8 protein-coding genes are annotated in these 13,798 nt (G+C 49.2%); 6 read left to right on the top strand and 2 right to left on the bottom strand.

Features of this window, described 5'->3' with window-relative positions:
* On the top strand, nt 1–1,534 hold a 1,534-nt coding region (locus ACOJS8_RS02315; protein WP_420146913.1), incomplete at its 5' end, for an IPT/TIG domain-containing protein.
* A 52-nt stretch (nt 1,535–1,586) separates the two neighbouring features.
* Here the strand turns inward: ACOJS8_RS02315 and ACOJS8_RS02310 are convergent.
* Nucleotides 1,587–2,528, bottom strand: a complete 942-nt coding sequence (locus ACOJS8_RS02310; protein ID WP_420146912.1) for an NAD(P)-dependent oxidoreductase — start codon at nt 2,526–2,528, stop codon at nt 1,587–1,589.
* A gap of 155 nt (nt 2,529–2,683) precedes the next feature.
* Here ACOJS8_RS02310 and pdxA point away from each other — a divergent pair, with 155 nt between their 5' ends.
* The 3 genes from pdxA to ACOJS8_RS02295 all read left to right on the top strand — a co-directional run bounded on the left by pdxA (nt 2,684) and on the right by ACOJS8_RS02295 (nt 5,831).
* Complete coding sequence (pdxA, locus tag ACOJS8_RS02305; RefSeq protein ID WP_420146911.1) at nt 2,684–4,189, top strand: 4-hydroxythreonine-4-phosphate dehydrogenase PdxA; 1,506 nt, start codon at nt 2,684–2,686, stop codon at nt 4,187–4,189.
* Between the two features lie 112 nt (nt 4,190–4,301).
* Nucleotides 4,302–5,189, top strand: coding sequence for a YicC/YloC family endoribonuclease (locus ACOJS8_RS02300; RefSeq protein ID WP_420146910.1), 888 nt, complete (start codon nt 4,302–4,304; stop codon nt 5,187–5,189).
* A gap of 6 nt (nt 5,190–5,195) precedes the next feature.
* Nucleotides 5,196–5,831: a DNA-3-methyladenine glycosylase gene (locus ACOJS8_RS02295; protein ID WP_420146909.1), complete on the top strand. Its 636-nt coding sequence runs from the start codon at nt 5,196–5,198 to the stop codon at nt 5,829–5,831.
* A 62-nt stretch (nt 5,832–5,893) separates the two neighbouring features.
* On the opposite strand, the gene ACOJS8_RS02290 is transcribed toward ACOJS8_RS02295, so the two are convergent.
* On the bottom strand, nt 5,894–7,738 hold the full coding sequence (locus ACOJS8_RS02290; protein WP_420146908.1) for a pseudouridine synthase: 1,845 nt from the start codon (nt 7,736–7,738) through the stop codon (nt 5,894–5,896).
* 252 nt (nt 7,739–7,990) lie between these two features.
* On the opposite strand from ACOJS8_RS02290, the gene ACOJS8_RS02285 reads away from it, so the two are divergent.
* A complete protein-coding gene (locus tag ACOJS8_RS02285) occupies nt 7,991–10,000 on the top strand; it encodes an acetoacetate--CoA ligase (RefSeq protein WP_420146907.1) in 2,010 nt (669 codons plus the stop codon).
* A 285-nt stretch (nt 10,001–10,285) separates the two neighbouring features.
* Nucleotides 10,286–13,735 (top strand): pyruvate carboxylase, encoded by a 3,450-nt coding sequence (locus ACOJS8_RS02280; protein ID WP_420146906.1) that lies wholly within the window; start codon nt 10,286–10,288, stop codon nt 13,733–13,735.
* The last annotated feature ends 63 nt before the right edge of the window (nt 13,736–13,798 follow it).

The raw sequence follows: 13,798 nt of genomic DNA, 5'->3' as shown, positions 1-13,798 counted from the left end.
TATTCTCTTTCTTTTTTTACTTGGTGAATCAGGTTGTCGGCTTAAGAGCAACCCGCCTGAACTTACGGGTTTATCAGTAAGAGAGGCCAGTGTGGGGGATGAGCTTATCTTGACGGGACATCAGTTTGGTTCTAATCCTACCGTACTATTCGGCGTAAGCACGTCGGCAGTATCGGCGTCGGTTATCAGCAGTGATGATAAGACGATAAAAGTGAAAATACCTTACATTACTCCCGGTATTACACAAATTCGTGTCCAAAATGATCAGGGAATCACCGACCCACTCCCATTTACGGCCAGGCAACCAGGCCCTGTTGTAACAGACGTAGCGCCCAAAAATGGCCTGTCAGGTACGCCAGTTGTAATAACAGGAGATTTTCTTAATCAGATCAGACGAATAAGGTTTGCCGATATTGATGCGGTCATACAGGATAGCGTCGCTCAAAAATTAACCGTGCTCGTTCCACCTAACGTACCAAGAGGCCCAGTATTTCTAACCATAGAAACAAAAGGAGGCTTATATAATAGTGATTTCATAGTAGCCGGAACGCCCCAGATCACCAGTTTATCTCCTTTAAAAACAAAACCTGGAGCGCAGTTGATCATCAAAGGGACGAATCTGCTGGATGGACAGGTTCAGGTTAATGGAAAACCAACAGAAAAAGCTCAGACAACGATAACGGATACTGAGATCCGCACCATTATACCAGCCGAAGCCACGTCGGGCAAAGTAACGGTAACTGTTTTTGAAAAATTAATAGCTACCAGCACCGATACGCTTCAGATTTTTCAGGCTCCAATTATTGCCCGCGTGCTAGCTCAAGACGCCATAGGCGGTGACAAAGTAATTGTGGAAGGCCGCAATTTAGGGGCCGTCAGTAGCGTAACGATCGGTAATTTTATCGCTACGTTCCGGGTTATCAGCGATACTCAGCTCGAAGTTGTCGTGCCAACCCCAGCTTCGTCAGGCCCCGTTCGTGTTTCCGTCAGCAGCCTGGGAGGTAACTTCAGCAGTATAGACCCTTTGTTTGTTTACATAGCGCCGTCGGCCATTACGGTTGCGCCGACGCGGCAATTGCGTGGCCAGTTTGTTACCATTACGGGCAAAGACCTTTATCGCGTAACGGAAGTCCGATTCAATGGTATTTCAACCACATATCTTGACCGTACGGAAGGAAGCAAAATAGTGGTTGGCGTTCCCGAAAATGCAACCACCGGTCTGGTCTCAGTAGTCAATCGAGCAGGCATGGGTTCAACAACCGTTCCGCTGGTGATCGTTCAGCAGGCAACGGTCTCGTCCGTTCTCCCGACAAGAGCGCAAGTCGGCCAGCGCGTAGTCATTCAGGGAAATTATCTACAGGATGCAAAAATTTTCTTTTGGGGCGCGGCTTCTCCGGCCGTCGATGATGGCAAAAATACTGAAACAGAGCGGTGGGTCCGTGTCCCGGCAGATGCCCAGACAGGACCACTACGTATCACGAACCTGACCAATCTTACCACCGAAGCGACATCCTTCACGGTAATAAACCCTTGAAAAACAAGCATAGCGGTAACGCATCGTTAATCGGTACGTTTTGCTGAAAAGCTTATGCCTGATTTGCCAACTGCCTTACCAACACCTCATTGATACGTACATAGCTTTCGTGCGTCCAGCCCGCTACGTGTGGTGTCAGGATCACCCGGTCCGATTGGCGGAGGTAGTCGAAAGCGGTTTGCTGATCGGGGGTCAGTTTGGCAAGTTTTTCATTTTCCAGCACATCCAGACAGGCACCTCGCAGTTTTCCCTTTTCCAGCCCACGTACAATACTGGTCAGTGAAGCAATTTCGCCACGGGCGATATTGACCAGATAAAAGGGTTTCGACATTTCTTCGATGAACGTATCATCGACCATCATCCGCGTCTCATCGGTCAGAGGAATATGCAGGCTTACTACGTCAGCTTCAGCCATGATCTGTTCCATTGATGCTTCCGTAGCGAACGTATCGCCATAATTCGTCAGAAACTTATCGTAAGCCAGCACTTGGCAGCCAAATCCGCTGAGTCGGCGGGCGGTTGCTTTTCCATTGTTACCATAACCGATCAGACCTACCGTTAATGCGCCTAGTTCGTAGCCCCGGTTGCCTTCCCGATCCCAGATGCCCTGACGAACCTCCCGGTCAGCTTTCAGAATATTGGCCAGCAAAGCCAGCAGCATTCCGACAACGTGTTCGGCCACAGCATCCCGGTTCCCTTCGCCTGCATGAAACACACGAATGCCCCGTCTTTCTACGGCATCAAGATCAATTAAATCGAGCCCGGCTCCAGCCCGGCCAATAAATTGCAGGTTTGGAGCCATGGTTAGTAATTCTTCATCGACCGTTGTTTTACTCCGAATAATCAGTCCTTGGAAGGGAGTAAGCTGGTCCATTAACTGCGCTCGCGTGATTTTGGGCTGATAAACATAAGTAAAGCCTGCTTTGTCGAGCATGCCAAAGAGGGACGTATGCATCTCATCAGCAATTAGAATAGAGGGGTGATTCTGGGACATCCGTAGGTTTTCGTAACTTGCAGCTATATTAACTAATGAATAATGGGGAATGAACACTAGATAATGGCTAATGACGCTCTTAACTTCGATTCAACCCGTCTATATTCATTCTTCATAATCCAATATTCATTTTTTGGCGAAACTACAAAAAGTGCATGGAACAACGCCAACCCGACGAACCAAGTCAGCAAGATAATAGCCAGACAACTGGGGAAGTGGCCGACATACAGCCAGCTAACAACCGAACGCCCGACTCGCAACAACCGGCGAGCCAACCACCTGTGAACCAACCCGTTGCCCCTAAGCAAAACGCACCGCAACGTAACAACCGACAGGCTAGCACGCCGAATACGAACGTAGCAGAGGTTACGTCAGCAGAACAGCGACCGGAGGAGAATCAGCAAAACAATGAACGTAACAACGGACAGAAGGGAGGCAATCAGCGCGAGAATCGGCAGCAAAATAATGGGCAACGTCCTACCGAAGCGCGTCAGCGAGAAAATGGTCGCCCGGATCGCGAGCGTGCGAACAATGAGAACCGGACCCAACCACGTGAGTCTGTAGCGAATGAAGCAGCGGTCCGGGATGCAGGGCAGCCGAACAACCCTCCGGCCGAACAGCCCGGGCGTAGCGAAGATCGGTTGGTCATCGGTATTTCGCTGGGCGATTATAATGGCATCGGCCCTGAAGTAATTCTGAAGGCGTTGCAGTACAACCGTTTGCAGAAAATCTGTACGCCCGTCATTTATGGCTCAATGCGTATCCTAAACCGATACCGCAATCTGCTGAATATGAAGGACTGGAACCTCAACGGCGCTCAGAGTATCGGCCAGATCAGTCATAAATTAACGAACGTCATTACCTGCTGGCCTGACCAGAATCAGGAAATTCAGCCCGGACGCGTAACGCCCGAAGCAGGTCAGGCGGCTTTTGCCTGTTTACAACGAGCGGTTGACGATCTGAAAGCCGGAAAACTGGATGCGCTGGTAACAGCACCGATCAATAAATACAACATCCAGTCGGACGAGTTTAAATTCCCCGGGCATACCGAATATCTGGCTCAGGAGTTTGGCGTACCGGACAATCTGATGTTTATGGTGAGCGAAACGCTACGTGTTGGCGTTGTAACGGGGCATATTCCGCTGGGCCGCGTCCGGCAGAACGTAACACGGGAACGTATTGCGCAGAAACTAGGCCTGATGATGCAGTCGCTCCAGCAGGATTTCGGTATTGAAAAACCTAAAATTGCCGTTCTTGGCCTGAACCCGCACGCGGGCGAAGAAGGCTTGCTGGGCAATGAAGAAAATGATGTGATTAAGCCATTACTGAACGACTTACGTAGCAAAGGCCAATTGGTATTTGGCCCCTACCCTGCCGACGGTTTCTTTGGCACACGCAGCTATAAAAAATTTGATGCCGTGCTGGCTATGTATCACGATCAGGGACTGATTCCATTTAAGTCGATTGCGTTTGAGGAAGGCGTCAACTTCACAGCCGGTATGCCCGCCGTTAGAACCTCTCCCGACCACGGTACAGCTTATGACATAGCCGGAAAGGACATGGCCGACGAAACCTCCATGCTGCAAGCCATTTACACCGCTATCGACGTAGCACGTAACCGGAAAGAATATCTGGAACTGGAAGCGGGCGCCCTTCGATGAGTTGTAGCGTTATAAAGTTGTACAGTTATAAAGTTGGCTGACGCATCCAGCAACTGTACAACTCTGCAACTCTCTAACTCTACAACTCTCTAACTCTACAACTTCATTATACATGTTAAAATCAATGACTGGCTTCGGCAATGCTACAGTAGAAGCAGATGGCTTATCGGTAACGGCTGAAGTCAAAACGCTGAATTCTAAATTTTTAGATATTTACTGCCGTATTCCCCGCCAGTTTTCCGATAAAGAGATTGAACTACGTGCCCTGCTGACGCATCAGTTAGAACGGGGTAAGGTTGAGCTTTCGCTTAACCTCATCCGCACCAATGCCATTCGACCGGGCGTAACAATCAACCGCCCGCTGGTAGCTGCTTATGTCAACGACCTGAAAGAAACGGCAAATACCATGCTTATGAGTATTCCGGACGGCGAAGTGTTGCAGCTGGCCTTACAACAGCCTAATGCTTACCTCACCGAACCGGCTGATACGACGGCTGATACGTCCGACTGGACTACGGTTCAGGCGGCTGTGCAGGAAGCGATTCGGCGGTGTGATGCATTTCGGCGGCAGGACGGCGCTGTACTGGAAAGTAAATTTCAGGAATATATTCAGATCATTTCCGACCGATTGGTCGATGTAGAGGAACAGGATACCCGGCGAATACCCGCCGTCCGTGACCGGATGCGCAACTCCGTCAAAGAATTACTGGACAGCGAAACGTTCGATCAGAATCGCTTCGAACAGGAGCTCGTTTACTACGTTGAGAAGTTCGACATTTCAGAAGAAAAAGTGCGGCTCAAAAACCATCTTACCTACTTTCTGGAGGTGCTGGCTACGGAGGAAGCGAACGGCAAAAAGCTAAATTTTATCTCGCAGGAAATTGGTCGCGAAATTAACACCATCGGTTCTAAAGCTAACGACGCGGTGATTCAGCGCTACGTTGTGCAGATGAAAGACGAGCTGGAGAAGATAAAGGAACAAACCATGAACGTGATTTAAACAGTCATGTCCAGATTTCCGCTTAGCTTTTACGAACAACATGATACGCTGACGTTGGCCCAATTACTACTCGGCTGCGAGTTGGTGCATGATAGTGTGGAAGGTACAACAGCCGGTATAATCGTCGAGACGGAAGGCTACCTCACAGGCGATCCTGCCTGTCATGCTTACCGGCGACAGACAGTACGTAACGCTGCCATGTTTGGTCCGGCCGGAACACTTTATGTGTATCAGATTTATAATCACTACAATTGCATCAATTTGGTAACGGGCCCCGAAGGCGTGGGCGAAGCGGTATTGATTCGGGCATTAGAGCCAACCGAAGGATTGGAATTAATGGCTAACCGACGTAACGATGCGTTTAAAACGGGCTTTGAGCGTTATCGTAACAACACCATCGATGCTGAAACGGCCGATGGACAACGGAATCTGGCGAATGGGCCCGGTAAACTCACGATTGCCCTGGGAATTAACCGGCAAATTCACAACGCTACGTCTCTGGTGACGGGAGAGATTTACATACGCGGTCCTGTTTTGCACGACTTCGACATGGTTACGACCACACGGATCGGCATAACGCAAGGCGTTGATTTACCGTATCGCTACTATATAAAAGGGAATCGGTATGTGAGTAAGCGATAAAAACTGAAAGGGCGAAAACCAGTATTGGTTTTCGCCCTTTCAGTTTTAAAACCCAGTATGACTTAATTGAAGTATTTCAGCTTTACAACTTCTTTCGGGTCAAGGAAGCGCCATTTGCCACGGGGCAGTTCTTTCTTAGTCAAACCAGCATACGTAGTACGATCGAGCTTAGTTACTTCATAACCGAAGTGTTCGAATATTCGACGAACAATGCGGTTACGTCCTGAGTGAATTTCAATACCAATTACCTGTGCGTCGGGCGTAACAATACTCAACGCATCGGGTTTGATCGGTCCGTCTTCAAGTTCAATGCCTTTTTTGATAGCTTCGAAGTGCTCATCGGTAATCGGCTTGTCGATCTCGACCTGATAGATTTTGCGGATATTGTTCGAGGGATGCGTCAGTTTATCAGCCAGTTCGCCATCGTTCGTCAGCAGCAACAAGCCGGTCGTATTACGGTCTAAACGCCCGACCGGATACATCCGAAAATTACCCGCATCGGCCACCAGTTCCATTACGGTTTTACGTTCCTCCGGATCTTCCGTTGTCGTGATGTAATCTTTCGGCTTATTCAGCAGTACGTACACGAAACGTTCGGGATTGAGCACTTTCGTACCATATTTCACCCGATCGCCTTCCTTCACCTTATAGCCCATTTCGGTCACGACTTTGCCATTTACGGAAATATCGCCCCGGGCAATCAGTTCATCGGCTTCCCGACGCGAACACACCCCCGAATTGGCAATGTACCGGTTGAGCCGTGTTAATCCATCACTGGACGCTGTACGTTTGGGTTTATCAGAATCGCCTTCGTAATCGCTACGCTTCCCCTTCGGTGCACTCTTTTTAACAGAATCATAGCTGCGCGCGTCTTCCAGATTATAGTTTGGCGATTTGGTGTATTTACCCGTGCGCCGATCGCTGGAATCTTTACGTTGCTGACCTGAAAATTTGGATTCTCCTGACCAGCTCTCATCGCGTGACGTTTTACTTCGGAATTCCCGGCGACCTCCACTACGTGGCTCATCGTTGTTGTCAAATCGATTCTTATTTCGTTCGTCGGCCTCACGATTAAAGCCTCCAACTCGTTTGAAAGCGGGTTTGTCCCCTCTGTCGCTACGTTCTCCCGAAAAGCGCGATGGTCGTTCACTACGTTCGTCACGATCCCGACGGAAATTATTATCCGCAAATCGGTCGTTCCGGCCAGTGCGCTCCGAGCGGTTTTCTCCTCTATTGTACTGATCATTGGTCCGGGGACGATCTGCATTAAAACGAGGCCGATCCTCCCGGTTACTACGTTCTTCGGAACGGTCCCGATCAAAACGTGGGCGCTCGCTGTCATTACGTTTTGGAAAACGTTCCGATCGCTGGTTCGGCTCATTCCCGAACCGATCTACGTTACGGTCAAACCGATCATTGTTACGATTAAAACGGGACGATTCTTCGTTGCGCCCAAAACGATCGTCGCGACGGTAGCTCGGTGTTTCCGAACGGTCGCTCCGGTCAAAGCGAGGCCGCGAATCATCCTGACGGTTATCACGCCGATCACTGTTAAAACGAGGTCTATCGTTGCCTGAACGATTGTCCCGTTTGAAATCTGGCCTATCGTCGCGCTCAAAACGCGGACGACGTTCATCATTACTACGTTCGTTGTTCCGAAAACCACCTTCTCTATTAAAACGAGGGGGTCTGCTATCCCGATTTCCCGCGCCGGAATCCTCATCACGGCGGAACCGGTTGGGGACGTTACGCTGCTCTCCACGGCCAGCCGAATCATCGTTGCGGCTACGATTAAAACGTGGAGTTTCTGAGTTTCGGCCGTCATCCCGACGGTCGAAGGAACGACCCGTTCGCCGAAGCGGCTCACCATCACGGCGGGAGTCATTCTGTTCTGAATCCTGATTCATGGAAAAATACAGTAAGATGTACTTTTTTAGATAAAAATAGTGCTGATTGTCAGCGTTCTTATTGCTATAACGGTAAAGAGGGATGCAAAGGTAGAGTTTTCCAATGTAACCCCATTATATCTGTTTTATCGAAACGCATTTTGTTACAAAAACAATCCGCAGCGGCCTAAAGTCGTTAGTCGATAGTCAGGAGTCATCAGGCAACCTGTACACACTAACGACTTTTCATTATCGACTGTCGACTTAACAAATATGCCTCGCCCAACACTTGCCCCCCTTTACACACCCGACCGCCGTGCGGCTGATCAATCCTTACTGAGACAGTATCTTAACTGGCTTTTCGTCAAAAAAGGGTTGTATTTTCGCAATTATGACGATTTGTGGGATTGGTCGGTAACCGATCTGGAAGATTTCTGGGCGAGCATCTGGCAGTTTTTCGATGTACAAAGTCATACGCCGTATCAACAGGTTATCTATCGACCAGCGGATGAGGATATGATTGGTACAGAGTGGTTTATCGGATCAACGCTCAACTACGCCGAACACATTTTTCGCCATAAAACTGCCCAGTCGCGCAATAGTCCCGCCCTGCTTTTTGCCTCAGAACGGCAAGGTTTATCCATGCTATCGTGGACTACCCTGGAGCAACAGGTTGCTGCCGTAGCCGCGCATCTTCGGGAACAGGGCGTTGGTATAGGCGATCGGGTGGTGGCCGTACTGCCCAATATTCCAGAAGCTGTGGTGTCTTTCCTGGCCACCAATTCGATTGGTGCGGTTTGGTCAAGTTGTTCACCTGATTTTGGTACGTCCAGCATTGTTGACCGCTTCCAGCAGATAGAACCGAAGGTGTTAATTGTGGCCGATGGGTACACCTATAACGGAAAACCTGTCGATAAAACAGAAAGCCTAATGGAACTATGTGCGCAGTTACCAACCCTGAACCACGTAATCTGGATACCCTATCTAAGCCGTAATAGCGAGCCTGCCGGTATTGTTTTACAGACTAGTTTTCTCTGGCAGGACGTACTAAAAACGCCAGCGCCCGACGGCTTAACGTTTGAGCCGGTTCCGTTTGAGCATCCAATCTGGGTTTTGTACTCATCCGGAACAACCGGAAAGCCCAAAGCGATTACGCACAGTGTGGGTGGTTGCCTGCTTGAGCACATGAAAGTGCTCGCCCTCCATCAGGACGTACGCGCTGGCGAACGATATTTCTGGTACTCTACGACTGGCTGGATGATGTGGAATTTTGCCGTTGGCTCCTTGCTGGTCGGTGCTACGCTCGTTATTTATGACGGCTCAGCAGGATATCCTGATCTGAATGTACTCTGGAAACTTGCGGAGGAGGCACGTATTACGCATTTTGGGGGTGGAGCCGCCTTCTACATGGCATGTTTACGCGCTGGACTAAAGCCCAACGATCTGTTCAGATTGCCATCGTTACGTACCATTGGTTCAACGGGCTCACCGCTGCCTCCTGAAGGTTTCCGCTGGATCTATGACGATGTCAAATCGAATGTCTGGCTGATTTCGTTCAGCGGTGGTACAGATATATGCAGTGGTTTTGTTGGCGGGAATCCGCTGCTGCCTGTCTACGAAGGCGAAATTCAGTGTCGATTGCTGGGTAGCAACGTCGAAGCATTCGATGAAAAAGGTAAGCCCGTCCGGGGGGAATTGGGTGAGATGGTCATTCTGGACCCGATGCCTTCCATGCCGATTTATTTCTGGAATGACTCCGATAACAAACGCTACCGAAAAAGTTATTTTGACGAGTATCCGGGCGTCTGGCGGCATGGCGATTATATACGTATTACCGAACGTAACGGCGTTATTATCTACGGTCGATCCGACGCTACACTCAACCGGGATGGCGTCCGTATTGGAACTAGCGAAATTTATAGCGCCGTTGAGAGCCTCCCCGAAATTGCTGACAGTCTGGTGGTCGGTCTTGAACAACCGGGTGGCAAGTATTTTATGCCTCTGTTTGTCGTGCTGAAAAACGGCTATAAGCTGAACGACGAATTAATTTCTTCAATCAGACAGACGCTACGTAGTCAGTTTAGCCCCCGCCATGTTCCTGATGCCATTTATTCCATCACAGACGTTCCTTACACAATCAGCGGCAAAAAAGTAGAAACGCCAATTAAGAAAATACTGTCGGGCGTTGACGTGTCTTTGGCAACCAGCAAGGATACACTGCGTAATCCGGCTTCGCTAGACCAGTTCATTGAGTTTGCCAATCAGCATCTCAAACCCAATTAGCGAACGATTGCGAATTGGCGCTTTAGACGAACGCTACGCAATACGGTCACACATTTTAGACTTTTTTTTACAACAGTATTTAAACTAGTTTATTGCTGCTACTAATTTGCTGTACAGCCTGCCAAATTAACAGGACACAAATAGGTAATATACCCCTGTAATATTCCTCGAAAAAACTGCCTTTTCTATTGATTGTATTTTTGATGGCAACTTTTTCAAAATTTTCAACAATCTTGCTATGCTCTTTGGAGCGCTTATATCTCAAAGCAGCTTTTGTTGAAAATTATGAAAGAGTACATCCGACCAATTAAACGCTTACTTGTCGTAAACCGGGGTGAAATCGCTATCCGTATTATGCGGGCTGCCACCGAGTTAGGTATTACCACTGTTGCTGTTTACACGTATGAAGACCGTTACTCGCTTCACCGCTATAAAGCCGACGAAGCATATCAGATTGGTCGCGATGAAGACCCTTTAAAACCGTATCTGGACGTAGAGGGAATTATTCTACTCGCCAAGCGCCATAAAATCGATGCTATTCATCCGGGTTATGGTTTCTTATCGGAAAACGTAAAACTGGCTCGGCGGTGTCGGGAAGAGGGAATCATTTTTGTTGGCCCTTCTCCAGAAGCCATGGACGCTTTGGGTGATAAGGTACGGGCCAAAAACCTGGCAACAACCGCCGGTGTCCCCCTTATTCCGGATTCGCGGGAAGAAAATATGTCGCCGGAGTTTGCCCTGAGCGAAGCTGAACGTATCGGTTTCCCGGTCATGGTAAAAGCCGCAGCCGGTGGCGGAGGGCGCGGTATGCGCGTCGTTCGCAATACCGAAGATTTCCCGAAAGCCTTTACCGAAGCGAAAAACGAAGCACGTAACGCATTCGGCGACGACACGATTTTCCTCGAAAAATTCATCGAAGATCCCAAGCACATCGAAGTGCAGTTACTTGGTGATCAGCACGGTAACATCGTCCATCTTTACGAGCGTGACTGTTCCGTACAGCGCCGTTTCCAGAAAGTGGTGGAAGTAGCCCCGTCGTTTGGATTGCGGCAGGAAACTAAAAATAAACTGTACGATTACGCGCTTCAACTAGGCCGGGCCGTAAAATATTCGAATGCTGGAACGGTGGAGTTTCTGGTCGATAAGAACGAGAATATCTATTTCATTGAAGTAAATCCCCGGATTCAGGTTGAGCACACCATTACGGAAGAAGTGACGGGCATTGATATTGTCAGAACGCAGATTCTGATTGCGATGGGGTATCAGCTTTCCGACAACGGCATTTACATCAACCATCAGGACGAGATTCCGCTCAACGGCTACGCAATTCAGTGCCGTATTACGACAGAAGACCCGGCAAACGGATTTAAACCTGATTTTGGAACCATTACCGCTTACCGGAACGCAGCCGGCTTCGGTATTCGGCTTGATGAGGGTAGCAGCTACGCGGGCATGAAAATCTCGCCCTATTTCGACTCAATGATCGTGAAGGTATCAGCGCGGGGACGTACGCTCAAAGGCGCTACGCAACGCCTGATGCGGGCTCTGGTCGAGTTCCGGATTCGGGGCGTAAAAACCAACATCGGTTTCCTCCAGAACGTAATCAGCCATCCTATTTTCCAGCGGGGCGAAGCGCGCGTATCCTTTATTGAAACGCATCCTGAACTCTTCGACTTCCGCAAACCACAGGATCGTTCGACGCGCGTACTAAATTACCTCGCCGACGTAATTGTCAATGGCAATCCTGAAGTCAAAAAGAAAGACGATTCAAAAGTATTTCGCACGCCTGTCGTACCACCTTTCGATACGTACAGCCCTTATCCAACAGGAAGCCGTGACAGGCTCAAAGAGTTGGGCCGCGACAAGTTTGTCCAGTGGACACGCGACCAAAAATGCGTTTTGTATACGGACACTACGTTTCGGGATGGGCATCAATCGCTGCTGGCAACCCGGGTTCGGACGCAGGACTTACAGAAAGTAGCGGAAGGATTTGCTAAAAATCATCCAGAATTATTTTCGATGGAAGTATGGGGTGGCGCTACGTTCGACGTATCGATGCGTTTCCTCTACGAAAGTCCGTGGAAGCGCCTGGCGGCCTTGCGCGAAGCGATGCCGAACATGCTTCTGCAAATGCTTTTCCGTGGTTCAAACGCGGTGGGTTACTCAGCGTATCCGGATAATCTGATCGAAAAGTTTGTGGAGAAGTCGTGGGAAACCGGGATTGATGTGTTCCGGATTTTCGATTCGCTGAACTGGGTAGAAGCCATGAAAGTGAGCATGAAGGCCGTCCGCGAACGTACCGATGCACTTTGCGAAGCCGCCATCTGCTACACAGGTGATGTACTCTCCCCGAACCAGCACAAATACACGCTTCAGTACTATCTGGACATGGCTCGTCAGCTCGAAGATGAGGGCGCTCATTTGCTGGCGATTAAAGACATGGCCGGTTTACTGAAACCCTTAGCTGCCGAAGTGCTGGTCAGTGAGTTGAAAAAAGCGGTAAGCATTCCGATTCACCTACATACGCACGATACGGCTGGTATTCAGGCCGCTACGTATCTGAAAGCGATTGATTCCGGTGTCGATATCGTTGATTGTGCATTGGGCGCTTTGTCGGGCTTAACATCTCAACCGAATTTCAACTCTGTAGTGGCTATGATGGAAGGGCACGAGCGAGAGTGCTCCATGAATTTGCCATCGCTGAATGCGTATTCAAATTATTGGGAAGATGTCCGGGAGTATTACTATCCGTTCGAATCCGGAATGAAAGCGGGAAGCGCGGAAGTCTACGAAAACGAAATTCCGGGTGGTCAGTATTCGAATCTGAAACCACAGGCGATTGCTACGGGACTGGGCGACAAATTCGAGACGCTGAAGAAAAACTACTCGGTAGCCAACCAGTTATTCGGCGACATCGTGAAAGTGACCCCTTCCTCAAAAGTTGTTGGTGATATGGCCATTTTCATGACAGCCAACAACCTCACCGCCGACGACGTATTGACAAAAGGCGAATCATTATCCTTCCCTGAATCCGTAAAAGAGTTGATGAAAGGGATTCTGGGACAACCCGTTGGTGGTTTTCCGAAAGAGATTCAGGACGTAGTGTTGAAAGGTGAAGAACCCATTACGGGCCGCCCGAATGAGCATCTAAAACCGATTGACTTCGACGCTGATTTCAATACGTTTCAGGAAAAATATCCACACAGCGACGGCTTCGTCGATTATTTGTCGTATCAAATGTATCCGAAGGTATACGACGAGTACTACAAGGCGAACGAGCAGTATGGAAACGTCAGCATCATTCCAACCCCGGCCTTTTTCTACGGCCTCAAGGAGAACGAAGAAATTCTGATCAACATCGAAGAAGGAAAAAATATCCTCGTGCGCTTGCTGTTCAAGTCGGAACCGGATGAGTTTGGGATGCGTACCATTACGTTCGAGCTGAACGGGCAAAGCCGCCAGGTTCGAGTTCGCGACCGGGCGTCGAAGGTGGAGAAGGCCATGAACGCCAAAGTTGGTAAAGACGGTGACGTAGGGGCTCCATTGCAGGGTCGTTTGACGAAAATACTGGTAAAAGAGGGCGATGCGGTCAAGAAAAATCAGCCTTTGTTCGTTATTGAGGCTATGAAAATGGAAAGTATCGTAGCGGCTCCCAAAGAAGGTAAGATTACTAAAATCGTACTAAAAGAAGGAACTCTGGTTGAGCAGGACGACTGGGTTATCGAATTATCGTAGGTACCAAATCCGTGCTACGTAGTGGAAGCAGGGAGATCAGCCAGTCTGGTTTCCCTGCTTTGT

Source organism: Spirosoma sp., assembly GCF_048594605.1.
In the GTDB taxonomy this organism is placed as follows: Bacteria; Bacteroidota; Bacteroidia; order Cytophagales; family Spirosomataceae; genus Spirosoma.
Note: the sequence above shows the minus strand (reverse complement) of the source record. Positions and strands in the feature narration are given on the sequence as shown.

Bases quoted from the DNA above. Each gene is read 5' to 3' on its own strand.
- ACOJS8_RS02310 (WP_420146912.1), bottom strand. From the start codon at position 2,528: ATGTCCCAGAATCACCCCTCTATTCTAATTGCTGATGAGATGCATACG.
- pdxA (WP_420146911.1), top strand. From the start codon at position 2,684: ATGGAACAACGCCAACCCGACGAACCAAGTCAGCAAGATAATAGCCAG.
- ACOJS8_RS02300 (WP_420146910.1), top strand. From the start codon at position 4,302: ATGTTAAAATCAATGACTGGCTTCGGCAATGCTACAGTAGAAGCAGAT.
- ACOJS8_RS02295 (WP_420146909.1), top strand. From the start codon at position 5,196: ATGTCCAGATTTCCGCTTAGCTTTTACGAACAACATGATACGCTGACG.
- ACOJS8_RS02290 (WP_420146908.1), bottom strand. From the start codon at position 7,738: ATGAATCAGGATTCAGAACAGAATGACTCCCGCCGTGATGGTGAGCCG.
- ACOJS8_RS02285 (WP_420146907.1), top strand. From the start codon at position 7,991: ATGCCTCGCCCAACACTTGCCCCCCTTTACACACCCGACCGCCGTGCG.
- ACOJS8_RS02280 (WP_420146906.1), top strand. From the start codon at position 10,286: ATGAAAGAGTACATCCGACCAATTAAACGCTTACTTGTCGTAAACCGG.